Source organism: Pseudomonas sp. PVC-3-1 (assembly GCF_057444315.1).
In genome coordinates, this window is the sequence record NZ_CM172023.1 from 6,046,664 (window position 1) to 6,071,563 (window position 24,900).

Here is a 24,900-nt window from a genome sequence, read left to right on the forward strand (position 1 = left end):
AGGGCGACCGAAGTCGCCCTTTTCTGGTGCGCCAACCTTATTCGGTCAGCTTGAACGTGATGAAGCTCGCACGCCCCTGACGCAGCACGCGCATGGAGATCGAACGATCCTTCGGAAGCGCCTTGGCGATTTCGCTGAAGGTTTTCGAAGAATCCACCGCACGGTTGTTCAGATGGGTGATGACGTCGCCCGGACGCAGGCCAATCATGGCCGCCGGCCCGCCCTGCACTTCCTTGATGACCACGCCGCCCTTGATATCCAGGGACTTGCGCTGCTCAGCGGTCAGCTCCGCCACGGTCACGCCCATGCGGTTGCTGCTGCGCTCGGCGCCCTTGCCCTCGACGGCGGCGACGGCATCGTCGTCGTCCGGCAGGCTGCCGATGGTCAGGCTCAGGGTCTGGCGCTTGTTATCGCGGATGACTTCCAGGCTCGCCTTGTCGCCTGGCTTCATGTTGCCCACCAGGTGCGGCAGATCAGCGGATTCATTGATGGTCTGGCCGTTCAGGCTCAGGATCACGTCCCCCACCTGCAGGCCGCCCTTGGCTGCCGGGCCGTCTTCCACCAGTTGCGCGACCAGCGCACCGGCCGGCTTGTCGAGACCGAAGGATTCAGCCAGGTCCTTGTTCACTTCCTGGATCACCACACCCAGCCAGCCGCGATTGACCTTGCCGCCAGCCTTGAGCTGATCAGCGACGTTCAACGCCACATCGATCGGGATCGCGAACGAAAGGCCCATGAAGCCGCCGGAGCGGGTGAATATCTGCGAGTTGATACCCACCACTTCGCCCTGCAGGTTCAGCAGCGGACCACCGGAGTTGCCCGGGTTGATCGCCACGTCGGTCTGGATGAACGGTACGTAGTTCTCGTTCGGCAGGCTGCGGCCCTTGGCGCTGACGATGCCGGCAGTCACCGAGTGGTCGAAGCCGAACGGCGAACCGATGGCCAGCACCCACTCACCGACCTTCAGTTTGTCGGAATCGCCCAGCTTGAGCGTGGGCAGGCCCTTGGCGTCGATCTTCAGCACGGCCACGTCGCTGCGCGGGTCGGCACCGACCAGCTTGGCCTTGTGCTCGCTGCGATCCGACAGGCGCACGAGGATTTCGTCGGCGTCGGCCACTACGTGGTTGTTGGTGAGGATGTAGCCATCATCGGAAATGATGAAGCCCGAACCCAGGGACTGGGCCTCGCGCTGCTGGCCACGGGGAGCCTGCCCCTGACCGCCCTGACCACGGGGAATGCTGCGCTCGAAGAATTCGCGCAGGCCCGGCGGCAAGCCGTCGAGATCCGGAATGCCCATCTGCGCGTTGGAGCGGTCGGGAAGCTTCTGGGTGGTACTGATGTTGACCACCGCCGGCGAGGCCTTCTCGACCAGCGGAGTGAAATCCGGTAGTTCGGCCCGCGCGGTGACCGACAGGCTCAGGGCCAGCAGGGCGACCAGCGCAGCCATGCTGCGTTTCAGGGTTTGCATTGACTACAGCTCCCGTGATGTTGATTGGGAAGATCACTAAACAGGGCCGGGCGGCCCACCGACCAGCGCACGCAGCACAACCGGTTGCATCGCCGGATCATCCGTATGGCGTCGCGTGTAGTGACGCACGAGCAGCCAGACCAGCAGGAAACCCGCCAGACCAGCCACGATGATGAGAGGTTCTCCCAGATCGAGGCGCGCCGCCAGTAGCGCAAGTGCGAACATCCCGATCAATGGGAAGAGATAGAAAAGCAGGGAGCTTCTCAGCAGAAGGTCGTCGTCCACCTCCAGCACGACTTCTTCGCCGGGCGACAGCTCCAACGAAGACAGGACGCGCATCTGGCCGCGCCCTCGCACAATGCCCAGTCGTTTCAGAAGACCCTGGCCACAACCGGCGCTGGCAGAACATTCCGAGCAGGTGGAGCGGCGCAGCGTTTCGACCTGGACAGCTCCAGACTCGATTGCAATCACCCTCCCCCGCTCTTGGATCACTGTGGCTGGGCCCCCGTTGGCCGCATGGACAACGCCACGCGCTCGGCCGTGCCACTGGGTATCTCACCGACCACGGTCACCATGGTGCCGCCGTCGTCACTGGCGAACCGCCTCGACACCACGGTGGTCGGCCCCAACTGGGTGCGGGCATCGTCGACCTTGGCGCCGTGCAGCGGCTCCAGGAACACCGAGAAGCGCGCCAGTCCGTCGCCATAGGCGAGGCACAGAACCTGGTCATTGGAGACCGGGCTGCGTTCCTGCAAGGTGCTGTTCAAGGTGAAACCTGGCGGCACCCATTCGGAATGCCAGTTGGTCTTCACCTCGGCGACCTTGGTTTCCTTCACCGGTTTGCAGGCCGCGCTCGGCTGCAGCTCACCGTCTTCAGGCGCCGCCATGTCGATACGGGTGAACTGCAGGCGCTCGATGATCTGGCCCTTGTCGTTGAGCAGCAGGGACTTGAGCGGCAGGCCGGTTTCCTTGTCCAGGTGCAGTTCGAAACCGTAGCGATGCTGGTCACGCGGAATTACCGCGAGCACCACCGCCGGGCGGTCGGCAATGCGCGACTCGCCAGCGACGCGAACGTCGTAGTAAGCGGACAGCTCGGTTGGATTGAGCTTGCGTGCCGGCCACATCTCGCCGGTCGACACCTGGCCCGACATCCCACCACCTACGCACTGGGTGGCGCCATCGACGCGCACCACTTCCTGGCGCGGCCCATCGACCTGAACCAGATGTTCACGCACCGAACCGTCGTTCTCCACACGATGCCAGACATCGTGGGTGGAGAAGGCTCCGCTGCGCTCGTAGATGAAGGTGCCCTGGAAATTCTGCTTCTGGTCAACCTCGGAGAGGCGTTTGACCCAGTCCAACGCATCGGCGGCCTGAACTGGCAATGCCAGCAGGCCACCGAGGAAGAACAACAGTGCTGTTGTCGCGCGCATGTCGCTCCTTAAGGTCGCAAATCAGCGGCTTTCCAGGCTCGCGGCGCGTGCGTAAGGCAGGGCGCTGTCGGTGCCGCTGACGGCGGACTGCTGCGCGTGTTGACGCAGGTAACCCGGAAGACGCTGCTCATGCCAGGTGGTCTGCCCGCCCTGGGCATTGGTGATCACCTGCGGCGCCTCGTCCTGAGTGTAGCCTGCCAGTACCGCCGGGCCTTGCACTTGCGGCAGGGCGATCTGCGGAGTGGCGCCTTGCTGGGCAAGGCCGTTGGCAACACTGTCATCCTGGTGGTACATGCGCACACCCGCCAGCACGGCCAGGGTCACCGAGGCGGCGACAGCCAGGCGACCGACGTTGCGCCACGGATTACGGCTGCGCGGTGCCGGTGCGACTTCATCAGCCAGCGCGGCGGACACAGCGGCGGCGATGTCCAGTTTGGGCATGGCCGGCTCGCGGTGCATCACTGCACGGGCCAGTTGGTAACGGGACCAGGTGGCCCGCAATTCGGCGTCCTCGCCGCAGGCTGCAAGCACACGCCGCAGCTCCAGCTCATCCGCTTCGTTATCCATAACAGCGGACAGCGACTCCTGCAGGGCTTCACGACTCATAGCGGTACCTCTCTTGGCTTCTGCCGCTGTATCAGACTTCATCATGCAACAAAGGCTGCAAAGCTTTGTCGATCGCTTCCCGCGCACGGAAGATCCGTGAGCGGACGGTCCCCACCGGACACTGCATCACGGTGGCGATATCTTCGTAACTCAGTCCTTCGAACTCACGCAGGGTCAAAGCCGTGCGCAAATCATCGGGCAGCTGCTGGATGGTGCGATGGACGGTTTCCTCGATCTCATCCCGCAGCATGGCTCTTTCCGGCGACTCGATGTCCTTCAGGGCATGATCGCCGTCGAAGAACTCCGCATCCTCTGCCGTGACATCGCTGTCCGGCGGCCGCCGACCGCGCGCAACCAGATGGTTCTTCGCGGTGTTGATGGCGATACGGTACAGCCAGGTATAAAAGGCACTGTCACCCCGGAAGTTGCCCAAGGCGCGGTACGCCTTGATGAATGCTTCCTGTGCAACGTCCTGGGCTTCCTGGGCGTCGTGCACGAATCGCACGATGAGCCCCAGAATCTTGTGCTGATACTTCAGCACCAGCAGGTCAAATGCCCGTTTATCTCCGCGCTGTACCCGTTCAACCAGTTGCTGATCCGTTTCCTGGGTTAGCATGAATGCTCCTCTACAAGCCTGGAGGAGCTTCGAGCACCCTGGTGAATCGTCCTGCCAAGATAGACTCGGGTCTTTTGCAAAAGTTCTCCCCTCCAAGCGTACGCCGCACAGTTTTTTCACATTTGCGGCAACCGGACCCCGACATGCGTCCGAAGCCCGTCAAATTCAACTGTACCGGGCGGAACACCCGCTCCCCTTCCGCGCAATGTCAATCTGCGCGAAAAGTGGATTGGGTATTCCGAGTTCGAACCGGATCTCCTGAAAAAGTTCCGGTGATTTGCCGTGATCCTTCAACGACTTCGATGACACCCTGGCGCCCGCCAGACCAGCTTGAGCGGGGGAGAATGCCTCCCGCCCTGCGACTGCCGTCCCGCTGTACGCGTCTTCGGTGTCATCGGTTCGCCAGTATTGTGCCGTGCCCCCCTTCTATATACTAGGGCGCCATTTTGTGGAGCCGGGTATGAGTCAGCATTTCCAGCACGATGTCCTAGTGATCGGCAGCGGGGCCGCCGGCCTGACGCTGGCTTTGACGCTGCCCTCGCACCTGAAGATCGCCGTGCTGAGCAAGGGCGAACTGTCCCAGGGCTCCACCTTCTGGGCCCAGGGCGGAGTCGCCGCCGTGCTGGATGACACCGATACCGTCGAGTCCCATGTCGAGGACACCCTGGTCGCCGGCGCCGGCCTGTGCCGCGAAGACGCAGTGAAGTTCACCGTCGAGCATAGCCGCGAGGCCATCGAGTGGCTGATCGAACAGGGCGTGCCCTTTACCCGCGACCACGAGCCGGGACGTGAGGACGGCGGCTTCGAATTCCACCTGACCCGCGAGGGCGGCCACAGCCATCGCCGGATCATCCACGCCGCTGACGCTACCGGCGCCGCGATCTTCAACGCCCTGCTGGAACAGGCCCGGCAGCGGCCGAACATCGAACTGCTGTCGCAACGGGTCGCCGTCGACCTGATCACCGAGCAGAAACTGGGGATGGACGGCCAGCGCTGTCTCGGCGCCTACGTGCTGGACCGTTCCACCGGCGAAGTCGACACCTTCAGCGCGCGCTTCACCGTGCTCGCCTCCGGCGGCGCCAGCAAGGTCTACCTCTATACCAGCAACCCCGACGGCAACTCCGGCGATGGCATCGCCATGGCCTGGCGCGCGGGCTGCCGGGTCGGCAACCTGGAGTTCAACCAGTTCCACCCGACCTGCCTGTACCACCCGCAGGCCAAGAGTTTCCTGATTACCGAGGCGCTGCGCGGCGAAGGCGCCCTGCTTCGCTTGCCAAACGGCGAACGCTTCATGCCGCGCTTCCACGCCCTGGGCGAACTCGCCCCGCGCGACGTGGTGGCCCGCGCCATCGACCACGAAATGAAGCGCCTGGGTATCGACTACGTCTACCTGGACATCAGCCACAAGCCGGCCGAGTTCATCCGCGAACATTTCCCCACCGTCTACGAGCGCTGCCTGGACTTCGGCATCGACATCACCCGCGAGCCCATCCCGGTGGTGCCGGCCGCGCATTACACCTGCGGCGGCGTAGTGGTGGATTCCCACGGCCGCACCGACGTGCCGAACCTCTATGCCATCGGCGAAACCACCTTCACCGGCCTGCACGGCGCGAACCGCATGGCCAGCAACTCGCTGCTCGAATGCTTCGTCTATGCCCGCTCCGCCGCCGCCGACATCCTTGCCGAGCTGCCCAAGGCCCAGGCCCTGGTCGCGCTGCCCTGCTGGGACGCCAGCCAGGTAACCGACTCGGACGAAGACGTGATCATCGCCCACAACTGGGACGAACTGCGGCGCTTCATGTGGGACTACGTGGGCATCGTGCGCACGAACAAGCGTCTGGCGCGTGCCCAGCACCGGGTACGCCTGCTGCTGGACGAGATCGATGAGTTCTATTCGAATTACAAGGTCAGCCGCGACCTGATCGAGCTGCGCAACCTGGCACAGGTGGCCGAGCTGATCATCAATTCCGCCATGCAGCGCCACGAGAGCCGCGGCCTGCACTACACGCTGGACTACCCAGACCTGCTGCCCGAGGCCCGCGACACTATCCTGGCGCCGCCCACCTATTGCGGCTGAAGCGCAGCCTTACGCGCAGGCGCCGGTGCAATTCCGGCGCCAGGGCATCGGCCGGAACGCAGACACTGCGGGCCAGCCAGTCACCGGAGCGACGAAAGCGCAGGACGATCAACCAAGGCAGCGCCAGGCTGTCCGGCATCAACTGCACGGATTGAAATCCCTCCCGCTCGCTCCACAACTGCCAGCCCTCGGCATTGTGGCGCAGCGCACGCACCGAATCGGCCGTGCGCAATAGAATTCGCCCCGGCACAACCCAGCACGCATGCAGCAGGCAGAGGCTCAGGCCGAGCGTTTTCCAGTGAAGGGCAATGTCCGCGAGCAGCAGCGCCAGGACGGCGCAGGATTGCGCGGTGAGGTAGGCCGCCAGCAAACCGATGGACGGTTGCCAGCGGCATTCGAAGGGATCACTTCGGCTGGACACGGTCCAGGATCATGCGAACGATGATGCGCAGGTCGGCATCTTCCGGCTCGCCGCGCTGCATGAACCAACCGAACATGTCCTGGTCCTCGCACTCCAGCAGCTTGCGGAAGCGCGCCTGATCCTCGGCGGGCAGACCCGGGTAGGCTTCCTGGAGAAAGGGCACCAGCAGGACGTCCAGTTCCAGCATGCCGCGGCGGCTGTGCCAGAAAAGGCGTTTGAGTTCGATTTCATCGGTCATCTGCGGGGCACCTCGATTAACAGCGGGCGAATACGTCTTGTCGCTCGCGAAGTCGACGGACGGCGCGAGCCGAGCGGCATTATACGCATGCTCGGCTCCCCCGGCACCCGCTGACAAGGCAAGGCCTGAGCTCTATCATGAGGCCCCTAACTTTCTTCCAGCGAATCGTGATGACCGACTCTGCTTTCTATACCGAACTCAATCACGAAGGGATTCTCGCCGTCCGTGGCGCGGACGCCGCCAAATTCCTCCAGGGCCAGCTGACCTGCAACCTCAATTACCTGAACGCCGAATACTCCAGCCTCGGCGCCCGCTGCACGCCCAAGGGCCGCATGACCTCCAGCTTCCGCATCCTCGCCGAGGGCGATGGCTTCCTGCTGGCCATGGCTAACGACCTGCTGGACAGCCAGCTGGCGGACCTGAAGAAGTACGCCGTGTTCTCCAAGGCTACCCTCGCCGATGACAGTACCCAGTGGGCGCGCTACGGCCTGAGCGGCGCCGATGCGGTACTCGCCGAACTGGGCCTGAGCCTATCCGGCGAAGCCGACCAGGTGGCGCGGGCCGACGGCCTGATCGCCATCGGCCTCGGCCAGGGCCGCGTCGAACTCTGGGTGCCGGCCGAGCGCGCCGCCGCCATTGCCGACCTGCTGCAGGCCCGCCTGCCCCACGCCGAGCTCAACGACTGGCTGCTTGGCCAGGTGCGCGCCGGCGTCGGCCAGGTGTTCGGCGCCACCCGCGAGCTGTTCATCCCGCAGATGATCAACCTGCAGGCCGTGGGCGGCGTGAGCTTCAAGAAGGGCTGCTACACCGGCCAGGAAATCGTCGCGCGCATGCAGTACCTCGGCCGCCTCAAGCGCCGCCTGCAGCGCCTGAAACTCGATGGCGCGGAACTGCCGGAGCCAGGCCGCGAGCTGTTCTCGCCGGTGCACTCCACCAGCGTCGGCGAAGTGGTACTGGCTGCCCGCGCGGCTGACGGCGTGGAGCTGCTCGCCGTGTTGCAGGATGACGCCGTCGCCGACGGCAATGTGCGCCTGGGCGAAGACCAGCCCCTGCGCCTGCTGGACCTGCCTTACGTTCTGGACAGCGACCGCGAGATCCAGCGCTGAATTTCGTGCCGGGCGGGGAGCCCGGCTTTCCCTGAAGGACACTTCATGAGCAAGCTTGCCGAAAAAGTACAACAGGAACTGCTGCGGGCCATCGACAACGATGAACTGGTGCTGCCGACGCTGCCGGAAGTCGCCCTGCGCGTCCGTGAAGCGGCGGAAGACCCGGACATCAGCATCCAGGATCTGGCCAAGGTGATCGGCAACGACGCCGCCCTGACCGCGCGCATCATCAAGGTGGTGAACAGCCCGCTGCTGCGCACCAACAAGGAAATCACCGACCTGCAGATGGCGATCAGCCGCCTGGGGATCAACTACACCTGCAACCTGGCCACTGGCCTGGCCATGGAGCAGATGTTCCAGGCCACCTCCGATGTGGTCGACCGCAAGATGCGCGAGGTGTGGAACAAGAGCACCGAGATCGCCGGCATCTGCCACGCCCTGTGCCGCCACTACACCCGCCTGGCGCCGGACCAGGCGACCCTGGCTGGCCTGGTGCACCAGATCGGCGTGCTGCCGATCCTCACCTACGCCGAGGAGCACAGCGAGCTGCTGGCCGACTCCATCAGCCTCAACCACGTGATCGAGCGCATCCACCCGGTCATCGGCGACCGTATCCTCAAGGCCTGGGACTTCCCGGCACCGATCGCCGCCGTGCCGGGCCAGCACCTGGACTTCAGCCGCGACTCGGCCAAGGTCGATTATGTGGACATCGTCCAGGTCGCCACGCTGCAGAGCTACCTCGGCAGCCAGCACCCCTACACCGAGCTGGACTGGGCGACCATCCCGGCCTTCGCCAAGCTGGGCCTGGACCCGAAGGTGGATGTGAAGGAAGACGAAGACCTCTCCGCCGCCATGGAAGCGGCCATGAGCATGCTGCAGTAAGCGGAAACGCCCGGAAGCCCCTGCTCTTCGTAGGAGCGAGCTTGCTCGCGAACCCGCAAGGCAGCGGCGTTGCGGGAAGGCTCGGTTCGCGAGCAAGCTCGCTCCTACAGGCCACACCGAAACCCGCCCTCATCGGCGGGTTTCGCGTTTCCGGTTCAGGCGTTTTCCGCCGGGAAGGTCACCCGCACCAACAGGCCGCCCAGCTCGCCCTGACCAAGTTCGATACGCGCCCGGTGCGCACTGCATATCTCGCCGACGATGGCCAGCCCAAGGCCGGTGCCCTGCTGGCGGCGGCGGTAGAAGCGGCGGAACACCTTGTCGCGCTCTTCCGGCGGGATGCCCGGGCCGTCGTCCTCGACCTCCAGCTCCGCCGGCGAACGCACGCGGATGATCACATTGCCATCCGCCGGTGCATGGGCGATGGCGTTATCCACCAGGTTGCTGAGCAATTCGTTGAGCAGGGTCGGATCGCCCTTCACCCAGGCCGGCTCGTCCGCCTCCAGCGCCAGCGCCACGCCGCGTGAATAGGCCAGCGGCGCCAGGGCCAGGCCGAGCTCGCGCGCCAGCTGGCAGAGTTCAATGCTCTCCCCCGCACCTTCGGCGATAGCTCGTGCCCCACTTTCCACCCGCGCCAGGGATAGCAACTGGTTGGCCAGGCCGGTCACCCGGTCGGTGTTCTGCACGGCCTCGGCCAGCGTCGCGCGCCACTGCTGAGGGTCCTGCTCGCGCAGGCCCAGCTCCAGCCGCGCCTTGAGCGCCGCCAGCGGCGTACGCAGCTCATGGGAAGCCTCGGCGATGAACTGCGACTGACGGTCGAACAACCCGCGCAGGCGTACGGTGAAGTGGTTGAGCGCCGCCACCAGCGGGCGCAGTTCCTTCTGCACGCGGACTTCCGGCAGTGGGCGCAGATCGTCCGGCTGGCGCTCCTCCACCGCCTCGCGCAATCGGTCGAGCGGGCGCAGGCCGGCGCTCACTGCGTACCAGACCATCATCAGTGCGGCGATGGCCGACAGCGCGAGGTTCAGCAGGGTATCGGCGAGCAGGTTGCGCGCCAGCCGCTCCCGCGCGCCCATGGTTTCGGCGACGCGGATTTCCGCCATGCCGTTGACCGTCGGCTGGCTCACCGGCTGCAGCAGGCTGACCACCCGCACGCCCTGCCCTTCGTAGGTGGCGTCGTAGAACTTGGCCAGCGCGGGATAATCGTCGGTGCGCGGTGTAGTCGGCAGCGGCGCCGGCAGGTTCTCGTAGCCGGAGATCATTTTTCCCTGGGGGTCGATGACCTGGTAGAAGATGCGCCCGGCGCTGTCGTACTCGAAGCTATCCAGCGCCACGTAGGGCACGTTGGCGCGCAGGGTGCCGTCGCTGGCATACAACCCGTCGGCGATGTCGCGGGCGGAGGCCAGCAGCGTGCGGTCATAGGCAATGTCGGCGGCATGCCGGGCGCGCCAGTAGGTGGCCGCACTGCCGATCAGCAGCAGCACCAGTAGCAGGCCGCCAAGGCGCCAGAGCAGGCGTCCGCGCAGGCTTCCCGTGCCGGGCAGCACCCAGCGCCGTTCAGCCATCCTGGGCCTCGAGCAGGTAGCCCAGGCCACGGAAGGTGACGATGCGCACCGAGCTGCCTTCGAGCTTCTTGCGCAGGCGATGGACGTAGATCTCGATGGCATCGGCGCTGGCGTCCTGATCGAGGCCGAATACCTGCGCCGCCAGCTGCTCCTTGCTCATCACCCGCCCCGGCCGGGCAATCAAGGCTTCGAGCACAGCCTGCTCGCGAGAGGTCAGGTTCATCGCCTGCTCGGCCAGGGTGAAGCGCCGCGCGCCGAGGTCATAGACCAGCTCACCGCAACGTTGCTGCTGTTCGCCGCCCAGCACACTGCGGCGCAGCAGGGCCTTCACCCGCGCCTCCAGCTCGGTGAGTTCAAAGGGTTTGGCCAGGTAATCGTCGGCGCCCAGGTTCAGCCCGTGGACGCGGTCGCGCACTTCGCCACGGGCGGTGAGCATCAGCACCGGAAGGGTCTTGCCGCGCTCGCGCAGCCGCGCCAGCACCTGGAAGCCATCCAGCCGTGGCAGGCCGACATCGAGGATCGCCAACGCATAGTCCTCGCTGGCCAGGGCCAGATCGGCGGCCACGCCGTCCTGCAGCAGGTCCACCGTCCAACCCGCGCCCTTGAGGGCCTGGGCCACGCTTTCGCCAAGTTGCGGATGGTCTTCAACCAGGAGGATTCGCACGTGGGACTACCCCTTCGGACTACAGGTTCGGGCCGGCAGTTTACCCATCCGCGCGCCGCTGTGAATGGGGGAAATTCGCTGAAATCACTGCGAAAGGAGACTGAAAGCCTGGCGAAAGCTTAGCCCGTTAGCATCGCCAACGAGCCGCCTCCCAACCCCGTTTTTTTTCAGCGCCGACTGCCCAGGCGCAACGGCGGGAGCAGCGGACTCGACGACGGCGAAGACCGTCAGCAGAGCGAAAGGCGGCGTGGTGCCCTTTCGCGACAACAACAAGAACGGAGACCACAGATGCCCACCGCCCGGCCTTTGGCTGCACCGGCTTTCACCAAGCCCAGTTCCCGCTGTCTGACGCCCGCCCTGCTGGCTTTCGCCGGGGTCGCCCCGCTGTGCGAAGCCGCCGGCTTCATTGAAGACAGCAGCGCCACGCTCAGCACCCAGAACATCTACTTCAATCGTGATTTTCGCGACGGCGCCGGCCAGTCCAAGCGTGAGGAGTGGGCTCAGGGTTTCATCCTCGATTTCCAGTCCGGCTACACGCCCGGCACCATCGGCGTCGGCCTCGATGCCATGGGCATGCTCGGCCTGAAGCTCGACTCTTCCCCGGACCGCACCGGCACGGGCCTGTTGCCGACCCACGATGACGGCCGCGCCGCCGACGAGTACAGCAAGCTCGGCCTGACCGCCAAGTTCAAGGCCTCCGAGACGGAGCTGAAGATCGGCAGCCTGATCCCTGACCTGCCGACCCTGCAGCCCAACGACAGCCGTCTGTTCCCGCAGACCTTCGAGGGCGGCCTGCTCAACTCTACCGACCTGCCGGGCCTGAACTTCACCGGTGGGCGTCTGGAGAAGGTCAAGGACCGCGATTCCACCGACTACACCGACCTTGCGCTGAACAACAAGAACCGCCGCTTCTCCGGCGGCAGCGCCGAGGGCAAGCACTACGACCTGGCCGGCGGCGACTACAGGTTCACCGACAACCTCACCGGCCGTTACCACTATGCGCAGCTGGACGAGGTCTACCGCCAGCACTTCGTCGGCCTGCTCGCCAGCTACCCGCTCGGCCCCGGCAAGTTCAGCGCGGATGTACGCCTGGCCATCAGCGACGACCAGGGCGAGGCGCGCGGCGGCGAGATCGATAACCGCGCCTTCAACGGCATGCTTGGCTACGCCCTGGGCGCCAACAAGTTCAGCCTCGGCTGGCAACAGATGAGCGGCGACAGCGCCTTCCCCTACATCGACGGCAGCAACCCCTACCTCGTCAACTTCGTCCAGGTCGGCGACTTCGCCGAGACCGACGAGCGCTCCTGGCAGGTGCGCCACGACTACGACTTCGCCGGCCTCGGCCTCCCCGGCCTGACCCTGATGAATCGCTACATCAGCGGCGACAATGCCAAAATCAACGGCATGGACGGTCACGGCAAGGAATGGGAGCGCAACACCGACATCAAGTACGTGATCCAGAGCGGCCCGCTCAAGGATGTGGCAGTGCGCGTACGCAACGCCACTTACCGCTCGAGCTTCGCGCGCGATGCCGACGAGACGCGTATCTACCTCAGCTACTCCCTGGCGATCTGGTAAACCGACAACAATAAGAGGAATTGCCCCATGTCCACCGTCCTGCGCAACCTGACACTCGCTGGCGCCACCCTGGTCGCCGCCAGCCAACTGATGGCCGAGCCCAAGCGCCCGGAATGCATCGCCCCGGCCTCTCCCGGCGGCGGCTTCGACCTCACCTGCAAGCTGGCGCAGAGTGCCCTGGTGGACGAGAAGCTGCTGACCAAGCCGATGCGCGTCACCTACATGCCCGGCGGCGTTGGTGCCGTGGCCTACAACGCGGTAGTCGCCCAGCGCCCGGCCGACGGCAACACCATCACCGCCTTCTCCAGCGGCTCGCTGCTGAACCTGGCCCAGGGCAAGTTCGGCCGCTTCGACGAGAACGCCGTGAAGTGGCTGGCCGCCGTGGGCACCAGCTACGGCGCCATCGCCGTGCCCAGTGACTCGCCGTACCAGAACCTCAGCGACCTGGTGGCCGCGCTCAAGGCTGATCCGGGCAAGGTAGTGATCGGCTCCGGCGGCACCGTCGGCAGCCAGGACTGGATGCAGACCGCGCTGATCGCCAAGGCGGCCGGCATCGATCCGAAGCAGCTGCGCTACGTCGCCCTGGAAGGCGGCGGCGAGATCGCCACGGCGCTGCTGGGCGGGCACATCCAGGTGGGCAGCACGGACATCTCCGACTCCATGCCGCACATCCGCGCCGGCAAGATGCGCATCCTCGCAGTGTTCTCCGAGGAGCGTCTGAAGGATGAAGGCATGGCCGATATCCCCACCGCCAAGGAGCAGGGCTTCGACATTGTCTGGCCGGTGGTGCGCGGCTTCTACGTCGGGCCGAAGGTGAGCGACGAGGACTACCAGTTCTGGAAGGCCTCCTTCGACAAGCTGCTGGCCTCGGAAGACTTCGCCAAGCTGCGCGACCAGCGCGAGCTGTTCCCCTTCGCCATGACCGGCCCGGAACTGGACGCCTACGTGAAGCAGCAGGTCGCCCAGTACAAGCAGCTGGCCCGCGAGTTCGGCCTCATCCAGTAACGCCCCGTGCGGCGCCGCCTTCAGCGAAGGCGGCGCAAGGAGACTCCCCATGTCCCGTACCAGCCTCTTCCAGCGGCTGTTCGCCGGCGCCTGGCTGTTCGCCTGTGTCGCCTTCGCCCTGATCGCCTGGCAGCTCCAGGCGCCCTTTTCCTATGAACCGGTCGGCCCGCGTGCCTACCCGCTGCTCTGCCTGGGCCTGATGACCGCCGGCCTCGCCTGGCTGATCGTGCGGCCCACGCCGATCAAGCGCGAGGACGACGAGCCCGCGCTGGAAGGCGCACTGCTGGGCAAGGTGGTGCTCTGCGTCGTCCTGCTGGCGGTCTATGCCGGCCTGTTCGAGCCGCTGGGCTTCATCCCGGCGAGCGCCCTGATCGGCACCTTCATCGCGCTGATCTACGGCGGTCGTCCGGTGGCCAGCGTTATCACCGCCACGCTGCTCGCCATCGGCCTCTACGTGCTGTTCGACCGCACTCTGGACGTCCCGCTGCCGCTGGGCATCCTCGATCCCCTGCTCTGAGGACTGAATCATGGATACGTTGAGCTACCTCGGCCAGGGCTTCGGTGTTGCCCTGAGCCCCTACAACCTGATCACCGCACTGATCGGCACCCTGATCGGCACCGTCGTCGGGCTGCTGCCGGGCCTGGGCCCGATCAACGGCGTGGCCCTGCTGATCCCGGTCGCCTTCGCCCTCGGCCTGCCGCCGGAGTCGGCGCTGATCCTGCTGGCCGCCGTGTACCTGGGCTGCGAGTACGGCGGACGGATTTCCTCGATCCTGCTGAACATCCCCGGCGAAGCCTCCACCGTGATGACCACCCTCGATGGCTACCCCATGGCCCGCAACGGCCTGGCCGGCGTGGCCCTGTCGCTGTCGGCCTGGAGCTCGTTCATCGGCGCCTTCATCGCCACCTGCGGCATGGTGCTGTTCGCCCCACTACTGGCGAAATGGGCGATCGCCTTCGGCCCGGCGGAATACTTCGTGCTGATGGTCTTCGCCATCGTCGCCCTGGGCGGCCTGGCCGGCGACCGACCGCTGAAGACACTGCTGGCGGCGCTGCTGGGGCTGTTCCTCTCCAGTGTCGGGATCGACGCCAACAGCGGCGTGTACCGCTTCACCTTCGACAACATCCACGTCTCCGACGGCATCCAGTTCGTGGTGCTGGTACTGGGTCTGTTCTCGGTCAGCGAAATCCTCCTGCTGCTGGAGAAGACCCACCACGGCCACAAGATGGTCGAGGCCAGCGGGCGCATGCTGTTCAACGCCAAGGAAGCCGCCTCGGTGGCGGTAGTGAACCTGCGCTGCGGCCTGCTCGGCTTCATCATGGGCGTGCTGCCCGGCGCCGGCGCGACCCTGGCCAGCGCCGTGGCCTACATGACCGAGAAGAAGATGGCCGGTGAGTCGGGCACGTTCGGCAAGGGCGATCTGCGCGGCCTCGCAGCCCCGGAGACCGCCATCGGCGCTTCCGCCTGCGGCGCGCTGGTGCCGATGCTGACCCTCGGCGTGCCCGGCTCGGGCACCACCGCGGTGATGATCGGCGCGCTCAGCCTGTACAACATCACCCCCGGCCCGCTGCTGTTCCAGGAACAGCCGAACATCGTCTGGGGCCTGATCGCCTCGCTGTTCATCGCCAACGTCATGCTGATCATCCTCAACGTGCCGATGGTCCGGGTGTTCACCCGCATCCTCTCGGTGCCGAACTGGGCACTGGTGCCGGGCATCGCGATCATCACCGCCATCGGCGTCTATGCCGTGCACGCCACCACCTTCGACCTGTTCCTGATGGTCGCCATCGGCATCCTCGGCTACATCCTGCGCAAGCTGGACTTCCCGCTGTCGCCGCTGCTGCTGGGCTTCATCCTCGGCGGGCTGATGGAGCAGAACCTGCGCCGCGCGCTGTCCATCTCCAATGGTGAGCTGGGCATCCTCTGGTCCAGCCCCATCGCCCTTGGCACCTGGGCGCTGGTCGCGCTGATGCTCGGCCTGCCGCTCTACCGCGCCTGGCGCAAGCGCGCTCGCCGCTCCCGCGAGGCGCTGGCTGACGCCGCGTAAAAGCAACCACGCTCGCCGCGTCGAGACGCGCGGCGACTTTCAAGGCCCGCCTTCGTGCGGGCCTCTTTTTTTGCGGGTCACACCGGCGGCAGCGACCAGTCGATGGGCGTCAGGCCGTGCTGTTCGAGGAATTTGTTGGTGCGGCTGAAATGGCCATTGCCGAGGAAGCCGCGATAGGCCGACAAGGGCGAGGGGTGTGCGGACTTGAGCACCAGGTGCTTCTGCGGGTCGATCAGCTTCTGCTTGCTCTGCGCGTGGGAGCCCCAGAGCAGGAACACCAGGTTCTCGCAACGCTCGCTGACCACTTCGATAATCCGGTCGGTGAAAGGCTGCCAGCCGGCTTTCGCGTGGGAGCCGGCGTTTGCCTGCTCGACGGTCAGCGAGGTGTTGAGCAGCAGCACGCCCTGCTCGGCCCAGTGCTGCAGGTAGCCGTGGTTGGGGATCGGCAGGTTGAGATCGCGTTGCAGCTCTTTATAGATGTTCTGCAGCGACGGCGGCGTCGGCACGCCCGGTTGCACCGAGAAACACAGGCCGTGAGCCTGGCCGGGGCCGTGGTACGGGTCCTGGCCGATGATCACCACCTTGATGCGCTCCAGCGGCGTGCTGTTCAGGGCATTGAAGATCAACGGGCCGGGCGGGAAGATCACCTTGCCGGCAGCCTTCTCCGCGCGCAGGAATTCACCCAGCTGCTTCATATAGGGCTTTTCGAATTCCTCGTGGAGGGCTTCTTTCCAGCTGGGTTCCAGCTTGATCCGATCTTCGTTGGTCATGGTGCGTCTGCCTGGTGAAACGAACCGGCACGCTAAGCAAGCGCCCCGACCAAGTCAAGGCGACTTGCGCCGCGTCGCCCAGGCGCCTGGCAAACGCGGCGCACCGCGACCCAGGCCGGCAAGAACCCACACCACCACCGCGAGCGTCAGCCCCAGGTGGAACAGTTCGCGGCGTGGTACACCGGCCAATTCGCCGCGGGTGCCGATCAGCAGGCCGGCGCCGATGAACAGCAGCGCGCCCAACAGGGCCAGCCCATAGCGCCGGGAACGGCCGGGCCAGGCGATGACCAGCAGCGCAATCAGGTTGCTCACCAGCGAGAGCTGCGACAGGAACACCAGCAACACGCAGACCACCAGCACCAGCGCTTGCCGGCCGGGGCCGCCGGACAGACGCCCCAGCGCGATCAATGGCAGGCTCACGGCGCCGGACACTACGCTAGCCACGTGATGCGGGTCGGCCAGCCCATCGGCGCCACCATATTCCAGTGCACCCAGCAGCGCCGCGATACCCATGGACAGGAAACCCAGCGCCCGCCAGCGCATCTGCTCGCGCAGGGCGAGCCAGGCGGCGATGGTGCAGGCCAGGGTCAGCAGCAGTTCGGCGATCACGGGCAGCATCGGGCGGGTCCTTCTCCGGGTAGTCGGCGAAGACTAGCGAGCCACGCTGCCGTGCGCACGGTCGGACACGCCACCGCAGGCGACGCCGCGCGCCATTCTCAGGTGCCCGAAAGTCGCTCGTCTTCGATCGGGTACTTTACCCGCACGCGATTGCGATAAAGACATTCGCTCGCCAGCAGTGTCCCTTGCTGGCCTTTTTCCCGAATATCGCGCCAGATTTCATTTTCCCGGACGACGTCTTCACCGGCTTTCAGGAATCGATGATTGCGCTGGTAGACGTGATAGCGGAAGGGACGCTCAGCGCTGCACAGCAGTACCCCCTCCAATTGATGCTCCGCCACGCGCAGGTCGAACTGAAATGTCTCCTCCGTTGGGTTGAACAGCACCAGGTCGATGAAGTTATAGAAAATCGCCGCCCCCGAACCGAAAGGCAAAATCCTGCCGTCGTCGGGGAAGGGATCGAAGCTGTGATTGGCTCGTTCCACGACCTTCAAGGGCGAGTGCAAAGCCATCCAGTGGATCAGGTTGCTCAATTGGCAGATACCACCGCCACCCCCCCTTCTCGCCTCACCGAAGGATAACTCCATGCCTTCCACGAAACCGCGGCGGTCAGTGGGGCGGCCCAGCAGTCGACAGAAGGAAAAGTACTCGCTCGGCCCTATCTGTACGCCATTCATGCAGTCGACGGCCAAGCGCAGATTGATCACCTTGTTGTGCTGCAACTCCAGATCACTGGAGCCCAGTTTCCGGATCAGTTTGGAGGTGTGTTTGATGTAGCGAAACGGCAAGCGCTGCTCGGACCGATACCCGGCGTAAGGAGTATTCGACAGGTACCAGCGGCAACTCCGGAACACACGACGTTGCCAAACCCGCAAGGCATATAACCAAGGATGGTAAAGGGAAAGGGGTTTGCGCATTGCCATGGAGCTCCCAGCAGATCGATGCAAAAGCCCAGTCTATCCCTGGTGCAGCGCCCGGTAATGACTGGGTGCCATGCCCACCACGCTTTTGAACAGCCGCGAGAAATAGTACGGATCGGCGTAGCCCAGTTGCTCGGCAACCTGGCGTACTTCCAGGTTGCCCTGGTCGAGCAGGCGGCAGGCGTGGGTCATCTTCAGCCGGATGAAATCCTGGATCGGCGCCTGGCCGGTCAGTGCGCGGTAAGTCTTGGCGAAGTGAAAGCGTGACAGGCGGAACTGCGCCGCCAGCTCGTCGAGGTTCAGAGCATCGTGCAGGTGCTCGTGCATCATTGCCTGCACCGCCTCGACGTCCAGCACGCGCCCGGATTTCAACCTCGCCCGCGCGGGGCGCAGGGCCAGGGAAGTCAGTAGGCTCTGCAGCAGATGGGCGGCATGGATGAAGTGCGGCAGGCTCAGGCCCTGGCGACGCAGCGCCAAGAGCGCGTCGAACTCTCCCAGTATGCGCGGCTGCACGCCCACGCGCAGGCGCGGCGACTTGCCCAGCGGGCGCAGGAAGTCCTCGGCCAGCCGACCTTCCAGATGTACCCAGAAGATCGACCAGGGTCGCTGCGAGTCGGCCCCGTAGGCGTGGGCGCGCCCCTTGGGCAGCACCAGCAGGTCACCGCCGGCAACCTCGAATCGTCCATCCGCCGTTTCCAGCCAGCCCTGCCCGGCGCTGCAGTAGATCAGCAGGTGATCGTCCGGGTCCTCCCGCTCCATGCGGTGCCCCACCGCCGCCGGGTAATAACCTAGGGCCAGCGGATAGCAAGCCTGGCCGAGCGGATGGCGGTCCAGCGCGCGGCGCAGGCGCGGCGGCGTGATGAAGCGCACGCCCTGCTGTGGCAGCGGCCAGGTGGAGATCAGTGGGCGGGACATGGAAGCGATTCCGGCGGCAACAATGCCAAGATCGTCCATCCCCAGCACAAGATCGTCAATCCACAGCCGATGTCGCAACGGCTATAACCGAAGGACTCTTTACCCGAGAGCTTCCTTGCCAAAGAGAGCGCGCGCCAAAAGCGCGAAGCGGTAGCCGACAAGAACAAACAGAGGTAGCTGCATGCATTTCGATCTGTCCGAAGAACAACGCCTGCTGGTGGACAGCGCCCGCGCCTTCGCCAGCCGCGAACTGGCGCCCCACGCCGCCGACTGGGACCGCCAGCACCACTTCCCGGTGGACGTGATCCGCCGCGCCGCCGAGCAGGGCTACCTCGGCCTGTACATCTCCGAGGAGGACGGCGGGCTGGGCCTGTCGCGCCTGTCCGCCTCGCTGATCTTCGAGCAACTGGCCGCCGGCTGCGTCGCCACCACTGCCTACATGACCATCCACAACATGGCCAGCTGGATGCTCGCCAGCTTCGGCGACGCCGCGCTCAAGGAGCAGTGGCTGCCGGGGTTGATCGGCGGCGAACTGCTGGCCTCCTACTGCCTTACCGAGCCAGACGCCGGTTCCGACGCCGCCCGCCTGCGCACCCGCGCCAAACGTGACGGTGACGACTACGTACTCGATGGCGCCAAGACCTTCATCTCCGGCGCCGGCGCCACCGACGTGCTGATCGTCATGGCGCGCACCGGCGAGGAAGGTGCCAAGGGCATCTCCTGCTTCCTGGTGCCAGCCAACGCCGAAGGCATCCGCTACGGCCGCAACGAGGACAAGATGGGCTGGAAGGCGCAGCCGACCCGCACCATCACCTTCGAGGGCGTGCGCATCCCCGCCGGCAATCGCATCGGCCCGGAAGGCCAGGGCTTCGTCTATGCCATGAAGGGCCTGGACGGCGGCCGCCTGAACATCGCCAGTTGCTCCCTCGGCGCAGCCCAGGCCGCGCTGGAGCAATCGCTGCGCTACGTCGGGGAGCGCAAGCAGTTCGGCAAGGCGCTGGCCGAGTTCCAGGCGCTGCAGTTCAAGCTCGCCGACATGCTCACCGACCTCACCGCCAGCCGGCAGATGGTCCGCCTGGCCGCGCACAAGCTGGACCACAAGGACGGCGAGGCAACCCTGTACTGCGCCATGGCCAAGCGCTTCGCCACTGACCGCTGCTTCGCCCTGTGCAACGAGGCGCTGCAACTGCACGGCGGCTACGGCTACCTCAATGACTACCCGCTGGAGCGCTGGGTGCGCGACAGCCGCGTGCACCAGATTCTGGAAGGCACCAACGAGATCATGCGGGTCATCGTCGCCCGTCGCCTGCTGGAGCAGGGTGGAATGCTGGACCGTTTGCTGTGACGCCTTCCCTGTAGGAGCGAGCTTGCTCGCGAACAATCTCCGCAGCGAGGTTGGTTCGCGAGCAAGCTCGCTCCTACAAAGAGCCCGGCACTGGAAAAACCGCCCGCCTGCGCGGGTGCGATCGAACAGATCGGACATGGACGCGCCCTACCGCGCGCACCTAGAGTCCATGCCCATGACCGACAAGGAGATGCCCATGAGCAACGCCCTGGAACCCTACAAGCCCGGAGTCTTCGACCTGACCCACAAGCTGACGGTGGAAAAGCACGGCCATACCGCGCTGATCACCATCAACCACCCGCCGGCCAATACCTGGGACCGTGACTCGCTGATCGGCCTGCGCCAGGTGGTCGAGCACCTGAACCGCGACGACGATATCTACGCCCTGGTGGTGACCGGCCAGGGCCCGAAATTCTTCTCCGCCGGCGCTGACCTGAACATGTTTGCCGACGGCGACAAGGCCCGCGCGCGCGAGATGGCGCGCCGTTTCGGCGAAGCCTTCGAAACGCTGCGTGACTTCCGTGGCGTATCCATCGCCGCGATCAATGGCTACGCCATGGGCGGTGGTCTGGAATGCGCGCTGGCCTGCGACATCCGCATCGCCGAGCGCCAGGCGCAGATGGCCCTGCCCGAAGCCACCGTGGGCCTGCTGCCCTGCGCCGGCGGCACCCAGGCCCTGCCGTGGCTGGTGGGCGAAGGCTGGGCCAAGCGCATGATCCTCTGCGGCGAGCGCGTCGACGCCGACACTGCGCTGCGCATCGGCCTGGTCGAGCAGGTCGTCGATACCGGCGAAGCACGCGGCACCGCCCTGCTGCTGGCGGCCAAGGTCGCGCGGCAGAGCCCGGTGGCGGTGCGCACCATCAAGCCGCTGATCCAGGGCGCCCGCGAACGCGGGCCGACCTCTTGGCTGCCTGAGGAACGCGAGCGCTTCGTCGACCTGTTCGACGCCGACGATACCCGCGAGGGCGTGAACGCCTTCCTGGAAAAACGCGATCCGCACTGGCGCAACCAATAAGGCCCCGACCATGAATGTGATGTTCGAAGAACGCCCCGGCCTTCACGGCTTCCGCATCGGCGTGGTGACGCTGGACGCGGAGAAGAGCCTGAACGCGCTGAGCCTGCCGATGATCGAGGCGATGAACCACCAGCTGCGCGTCTGGCAGGATGACGCGCAGATCGCCTGCGTGGTGCTGCGCGGCAACGGCGGCAAGGCCTTCTGCGCCGGCGGCGACGTGCGCAAGCTGGTCGACGCCTGCCGCGAGCAACCCGGTGAAGTGCCGGAGCTGGCCCGCCGCTTCTTCGCCGACGAGTACCGCCTGGACTACCTCATCCACACTTATTCCAAACCGCTGATCTGCTGGGCTCATGGCTACGTGATGGGCGGCGGCATGGGCCTGATGCAGGGCGCCGGTGTGCGCATCGTCACGCCGAGCAGCCGGTTGGCCATGCCGGAAGTGAACATCGGCCTGTACCCGGATGTCGGCGCGAGCTGGTTCCTCGCCCGTCTTCCCGGCCGCCTCGGCCTGTTCCTCGGGCTGACCGCCACCCAGATGAACGCCCGCGACGCGCTGGACCTGGACCTCGCCGACCGCTTCCTGCTCGACACCCAGCAGGAGGACCTGATCGAAGGCCTGGTGCAACTGAACTGGCGCGAACAGACCGACGTGCAACTGCACAGCCTGCTCCAGGCGCTGGAACACGAAGCCCGTGGCGAGATGCCCGAAGCCCAGTTGCTGCCGCGCCGCGCGCGCCTGGATGCGGTGCTCGACAGCGCCAACATTGCCGAGGCCTGGAACGCCCTGACCGCCCTGACCAACGACGAGGACGCCCTGATCGCCCGCGGGGCGAAGACCCTCGCCTCGGGCTGCCCGCTGACCGCTCATCTGGTCTGGGAGCAGATCCGCCGCGCGCGCCATCTGTCGACTGCCGAGGTGTTCCGCATGGAGTACGCGATGAGCCTGAACTGCTGCCGCCACCCGGAATTCCCCGAAGGTGTGCGGGCCCGGCTGATCGACAAGGACAACGCCCCGCACTGGCACTGGCCGGATATCGCTGCCATACCTGATGCTGTGGTGAATGCGCACTTCGACGCGACCTGGGAGGGCGAGCATCCGCTGGCGGATCTGTAGGGTGCCCTCCCTGTAGGAGCGAGCTCGCTCGCGAACAGCTTCGCTGCGAGGCCGGTTCGCGAGCAAGCTCGCTCCTACAGGTATCTGCCTTGCGCTGGAGTGCCTGTGGTCCAACAGGAGGAAACCAGCATGCAAACCATCGCCTTCATCGGCCTCGGCCACATGGGCGCCCCCATGGCCGCCAACCTGATCAAGGCCGGCTACCTGCTGCGCGTGTTCGATCTGGTGCAGAGTGCCATCGACGGCCTGGTCGCCCAGGGCGCCAGTGCCGCCCGCAGCGCCCACGACGCGGTGGATGGCGCCGACGTAGTAGTCACCATGCTGCCGGCCAGCCAGCACGTCGAGGGGCTGTACCTCGGCAACGAGGGCCTGCTCGCGCACATCGCCCCCGGCACCCTGGTGCTGGAGTGCTCCACCATCGCGCCCGCCTCGGCGCGCAAAGTCCACCAGGCTGCTGCCGAACTGAAGATCCCCATGCTCGACGCGCCGGTCTCCGGCGGCACCGGCGGTGCCATCGCCGGCACGCTGACCTTCATGGTTGGCGGCGCTGAACAAGTGCTGGAGCGGGCTCGCCCGGTGTTCTCCGCCATGGGCCGGAACATCTTCCACGCCGGAGGCGACGGTGCCGGACAGGTCGCCAAGGTGTGCAACAACCAACTGCTCGCCGTGCTGATGATCGGCACCGCCGAATCCCTGGCCCTGGGCGCGGCCAACGGGCTCGACCCGGTCGTGCTGTCGGAAATCATGCGCCGCAGTTCCGGCGGCAACTGGGCGCTGGAGGTCTATAACCCCTGGCCCGGTGTGATGGAAAACGCCCCCGCCTCGCGCGGCTATACCGGTGGCTTCATGGCCGCACTGATGACCAAGGACCTGGGCCTGGCGCAGGAAACTGCGCAGGTCAGCGGCAACAGCACGCCCATGGGCAGCCTGGCCCTGGCCATGTACCGGCTGCTGGTGAAGCAGGGTCATGGCGAGCAGGACTTCTCGGTCGTGCAGAAGCTTTTCGATAACTGAAGGTCAGGTATGGCTGACAGGCAGCACTCTCGACCAGACTGGCGCCTCCGCGACTCCCGGGCGCCGTCACCCTTGAAACGCTTCCTGCTGCATTACCGCTTCCGCCTGTTGCTGGGCTCGATCATCCTGGTCGTGACGGTGCTGGCCTTCCCCTCGCCGCCTTTGCCACTGGAACTCGGCAGCCTGGTGCTGATGGTGCTGGCCGCTCTCAACACCCTGCGCAGCCGCAGCCCGCTGTTCTATTTCATCTGCGTGGCCGGCCTGTTCAGCCTGTGCATGCAATTCATCCCCAGCGACTGGCACCTGCGGCCCCTGCTGCACCAGGGCATTCCCCAGGTGTGCTTCTACCTGCTGTTGGTAGCGGCGCTGTTCCGCCGCGTCACCCAGGAACGACCGGTCACCGGCGAACTGCTCTACGGCCTGTGCTCGCTCTACCTGAACTTCGTGCTGGTGTTCGCCTTCGCCTACAACTTCATTGAGCAGCTATGGCCGAGCAGCTTCAACGGCACCGGCCCGCTGCACCTGGACAGTTTCATCTACTTCAGCATGATCACCCTCACCACCATCGGCTACGGCGACATATCCCCAGTGCTGCCGCTGGCCCGTCTGCTAGCCGGTACGGAGGCCATCATGGGCGCACTGTTCATCGCCCTGGCGGTGGCCAGGGGGCTGAGCCTGATGAGTGATCGGAGCGAGGAATTGTGAAGCCTGGCTTACGAGTGCATAACCGCTGCGGCCGTTTATCCAGACCTGCCCAACACCGAAGATGAATCACCCGCCGCCACCGTGCGGCCAGACATCCCACAAAGGTGATTCCCATGAACATTGCCCTGATCGGCGCCACCGGCCACGTCGGCCATTACTTCCTCGAAGAAGCCCTGCGCCGCGGCCATCAGGTCACGGCGCTGGTGCGCGACCCGGCAAAGCTGCCGGCGCGCGACCAGCTCAAGGTGGTCCAGGCCGACATCTACGATCCGGCTCAGGTAGCCCGTGCAGTAGCCGGCCAGGATGTTGTGGTCAGCGCATTCAATGCCGGTTGGGGCAACCCGGATATCCGCGCAGCCCACGCCAAGGGCAGCCGCGCCATCCTTGACGGGGTGAAGGCCTCCGGCGTGAAGCGCCTGCTGGTGCTCGGTGGCGCCGGCAGCCTGGAAATCGCCCCCGGCCAGCGCCTGGTGGACAGCCCGGAATTTCCCGAGCAATGGAAACAGGGCGCGCTCGGCGCCGCCGACGCGCTGGATCAGTTGCGCGGCGAGAAGGATCTGGACTGGGCCTTCCTCAGCCCGGCGATGCTGCTGGATGGCGAGACCCGCACCGGCAGCTTCCGCATCGGTGGCGACCAGGTGCTGTTCGACGCTAACGGCGAGAGCCGCATCTCCCTGCCGGACCTGGCGGTGGCGATGATCGACGAGGCCGAGCAGGCCAACCATCATCAGCAGCGGTTTACTGTCGCTTATTGATGGCGTTGGGCGGGTTCGCGAGCAA

General features: G+C 65.7%; 26 protein-coding genes. 13 read left to right on the forward strand and 13 right to left on the reverse strand.

From position 1 onward, the window contains the following. Positions 1 to 37: 37 nt before the first annotated feature. The 5 genes from AC2T4A_RS27945 to rpoE are packed head-to-tail and all read right to left on the reverse strand — an operon-like array spanning position 38 to position 4,123. Positions 38 to 1,468 (reverse strand): DegQ family serine endoprotease, encoded by a 1,431-nt coding sequence (locus tag AC2T4A_RS27945; RefSeq protein WP_081517633.1) that lies wholly within the window; start codon positions 1,466 to 1,468, stop codon positions 38 to 40. A 36-nt stretch (positions 1,469 to 1,504) separates the two neighbouring features. Continuing rightward, a complete protein-coding gene (locus AC2T4A_RS27950) occupies positions 1,505 to 1,960 on the reverse strand; it encodes a SoxR reducing system RseC family protein (protein WP_486742312.1) in 456 nt (151 codons plus the stop codon). Next, positions 1,957 to 2,901: a MucB/RseB C-terminal domain-containing protein gene (locus AC2T4A_RS27955; RefSeq protein ID WP_486742314.1), complete on the reverse strand. Its 945-nt coding sequence runs from the start codon at positions 2,899 to 2,901 to the stop codon at positions 1,957 to 1,959. Before AC2T4A_RS27955 ends, AC2T4A_RS27950 begins: the two co-directional genes overlap by 4 nt. 21 nt (positions 2,902 to 2,922) lie before the next feature. Further along, a complete protein-coding gene (locus AC2T4A_RS27960) occupies positions 2,923 to 3,507 on the reverse strand; it encodes a sigma-E factor negative regulatory protein (protein WP_045209770.1) in 585 nt (194 codons plus the stop codon). Positions 3,508 to 3,538: 31 nt separating this feature from the next. Continuing rightward, positions 3,539 to 4,123 (reverse strand): RNA polymerase sigma factor RpoE/AlgU, encoded by a 585-nt coding sequence (gene rpoE, locus AC2T4A_RS27965; RefSeq protein ID WP_024765535.1) that lies wholly within the window; start codon positions 4,121 to 4,123, stop codon positions 3,539 to 3,541. Between the two features lie 460 nt (positions 4,124 to 4,583). Between rpoE and nadB the strand changes: the two genes are divergently transcribed. Beyond that, positions 4,584 to 6,200 (forward strand): L-aspartate oxidase, encoded by a 1,617-nt coding sequence (nadB, locus tag AC2T4A_RS27970; RefSeq protein ID WP_478377185.1) that lies wholly within the window; start codon positions 4,584 to 4,586, stop codon positions 6,198 to 6,200. Here nadB and AC2T4A_RS27975 read toward each other — a convergent pair. Together AC2T4A_RS27975 and AC2T4A_RS27980 are read right to left on the reverse strand one after the other, a co-directional pair. Next, positions 6,169 to 6,621: a protein YgfX gene (locus tag AC2T4A_RS27975; protein ID WP_478377186.1), complete on the reverse strand. Its 453-nt coding sequence runs from the start codon at positions 6,619 to 6,621 to the stop codon at positions 6,169 to 6,171. The genes nadB and AC2T4A_RS27975 overlap by 32 nt on opposite strands. Further along, positions 6,605 to 6,859 carry an FAD assembly factor SdhE gene (locus AC2T4A_RS27980; protein ID WP_416747467.1) on the reverse strand — a complete coding sequence of 85 codons (255 nt, stop codon included), beginning with the start codon at positions 6,857 to 6,859 and terminating at the stop codon, positions 6,605 to 6,607. Before AC2T4A_RS27980 ends, AC2T4A_RS27975 begins: the two co-directional genes overlap by 17 nt. Positions 6,860 to 7,029: 170 nt before the next feature. Between AC2T4A_RS27980 and ygfZ the strand changes: the two genes are divergently transcribed. Together ygfZ and AC2T4A_RS27990 are read left to right on the forward strand one after the other, a co-directional pair. Then, entirely contained in the window at positions 7,030 to 7,965 is a 936-nt protein-coding gene (ygfZ, locus tag AC2T4A_RS27985) for a CAF17-like 4Fe-4S cluster assembly/insertion protein YgfZ (RefSeq protein ID WP_416747466.1), read from the forward strand. Between the two features lie 45 nt (positions 7,966 to 8,010). Further along, positions 8,011 to 8,847, forward strand: a complete 837-nt coding sequence (locus AC2T4A_RS27990; RefSeq protein ID WP_416747464.1) for an HDOD domain-containing protein — start codon at positions 8,011 to 8,013, stop codon at positions 8,845 to 8,847. Between the two features lie 155 nt (positions 8,848 to 9,002). Here the strand turns inward: AC2T4A_RS27990 and AC2T4A_RS27995 are convergent, their stop codons facing one another. Next, complete coding sequence (locus AC2T4A_RS27995; RefSeq protein WP_478377230.1) at positions 9,003 to 10,388, reverse strand: sensor histidine kinase; 1,386 nt, start codon at positions 10,386 to 10,388, stop codon at positions 9,003 to 9,005. Between the two features lie 13 nt (positions 10,389 to 10,401). Beyond that, entirely contained in the window at positions 10,402 to 11,073 is a 672-nt protein-coding gene (locus AC2T4A_RS28000; protein ID WP_024765529.1) for a response regulator, read from the reverse strand. A 288-nt stretch (positions 11,074 to 11,361) separates the two neighbouring features. On the opposite strand from AC2T4A_RS28000, the gene AC2T4A_RS28005 reads away from it, so the two are divergent. The 4 genes from AC2T4A_RS28005 to AC2T4A_RS28020 are packed head-to-tail and all read left to right on the forward strand — an operon-like array spanning position 11,362 to position 15,704. Further along, positions 11,362 to 12,651, forward strand: a complete 1,290-nt coding sequence (locus AC2T4A_RS28005; RefSeq protein ID WP_416747460.1) for an OprD family porin — start codon at positions 11,362 to 11,364, stop codon at positions 12,649 to 12,651. Between the two features lie 27 nt (positions 12,652 to 12,678). Further along, positions 12,679 to 13,656, forward strand: coding sequence for a Bug family tripartite tricarboxylate transporter substrate binding protein (locus AC2T4A_RS28010; protein WP_416747458.1), 978 nt, complete (start codon positions 12,679 to 12,681; stop codon positions 13,654 to 13,656). Positions 13,657 to 13,705: 49 nt separating this feature from the next. Beyond that, positions 13,706 to 14,173, forward strand: coding sequence for a tripartite tricarboxylate transporter TctB family protein (locus AC2T4A_RS28015; protein WP_478377189.1), 468 nt, complete (start codon positions 13,706 to 13,708; stop codon positions 14,171 to 14,173). 10 nt (positions 14,174 to 14,183) lie between these two features. Then, complete coding sequence (locus tag AC2T4A_RS28020; RefSeq protein ID WP_416747454.1) at positions 14,184 to 15,704, forward strand: tripartite tricarboxylate transporter permease; 1,521 nt, start codon at positions 14,184 to 14,186, stop codon at positions 15,702 to 15,704. 77 nt (positions 15,705 to 15,781) lie between these two features. Here AC2T4A_RS28020 and ung read toward each other — a convergent pair whose 3' ends face one another. The 4 genes from ung to AC2T4A_RS28040 all read right to left on the reverse strand — a co-directional run bounded on the left by ung (position 15,782) and on the right by AC2T4A_RS28040 (position 18,927). After that, positions 15,782 to 16,474, reverse strand: a complete 693-nt coding sequence (gene ung / locus AC2T4A_RS28025) for a uracil-DNA glycosylase (protein ID WP_416747452.1) — start codon at positions 16,472 to 16,474, stop codon at positions 15,782 to 15,784. A gap of 54 nt (positions 16,475 to 16,528) precedes the next feature. Further along, positions 16,529 to 17,092, reverse strand: a complete 564-nt coding sequence (locus AC2T4A_RS28030) for a hypothetical protein (protein WP_486742315.1) — start codon at positions 17,090 to 17,092, stop codon at positions 16,529 to 16,531. 98 nt (positions 17,093 to 17,190) lie between these two features. Beyond that, entirely contained in the window at positions 17,191 to 18,009 is an 819-nt protein-coding gene (locus AC2T4A_RS28035; protein ID WP_486742316.1) for a VanW family protein, read from the reverse strand. 39 nt (positions 18,010 to 18,048) lie between these two features. Further along, positions 18,049 to 18,927, reverse strand: coding sequence for an AraC family transcriptional regulator (locus AC2T4A_RS28040; RefSeq protein WP_416747446.1), 879 nt, complete (start codon positions 18,925 to 18,927; stop codon positions 18,049 to 18,051). 181 nt (positions 18,928 to 19,108) lie between these two features. Here AC2T4A_RS28040 and AC2T4A_RS28045 point away from each other — a divergent pair, with 181 nt between their 5' ends. From AC2T4A_RS28045 to AC2T4A_RS28070, 6 genes are all read left to right on the forward strand, one after another. Further along, positions 19,109 to 20,272 carry an isobutyryl-CoA dehydrogenase gene (locus tag AC2T4A_RS28045; RefSeq protein ID WP_416747444.1) on the forward strand — a complete coding sequence of 388 codons (1,164 nt, stop codon included), beginning with the start codon at positions 19,109 to 19,111 and terminating at the stop codon, positions 20,270 to 20,272. A gap of 196 nt (positions 20,273 to 20,468) precedes the next feature. After that, entirely contained in the window at positions 20,469 to 21,287 is an 819-nt protein-coding gene (locus tag AC2T4A_RS28050) for an enoyl-CoA hydratase (RefSeq protein WP_416747442.1), read from the forward strand. Between the two features lie 10 nt (positions 21,288 to 21,297). Continuing rightward, positions 21,298 to 22,401, forward strand: coding sequence for an enoyl-CoA hydratase/isomerase family protein (locus AC2T4A_RS28055; protein WP_486742317.1), 1,104 nt, complete (start codon positions 21,298 to 21,300; stop codon positions 22,399 to 22,401). Between the two features lie 129 nt (positions 22,402 to 22,530). After that, positions 22,531 to 23,415: a 3-hydroxyisobutyrate dehydrogenase gene (gene mmsB, locus AC2T4A_RS28060; RefSeq protein ID WP_416747438.1), complete on the forward strand. Its 885-nt coding sequence runs from the start codon at positions 22,531 to 22,533 to the stop codon at positions 23,413 to 23,415. Between the two features lie 72 nt (positions 23,416 to 23,487). Continuing rightward, positions 23,488 to 24,120, forward strand: coding sequence for a potassium channel family protein (locus AC2T4A_RS28065; protein WP_416747436.1), 633 nt, complete (start codon positions 23,488 to 23,490; stop codon positions 24,118 to 24,120). A gap of 113 nt (positions 24,121 to 24,233) precedes the next feature. After that, on the forward strand, positions 24,234 to 24,875 hold the full coding sequence (locus AC2T4A_RS28070) for an NAD(P)-dependent oxidoreductase (RefSeq protein WP_486742318.1): 642 nt from the start codon (positions 24,234 to 24,236) through the stop codon (positions 24,873 to 24,875). The last annotated feature ends 25 nt before the right edge of the window (positions 24,876 to 24,900 follow it).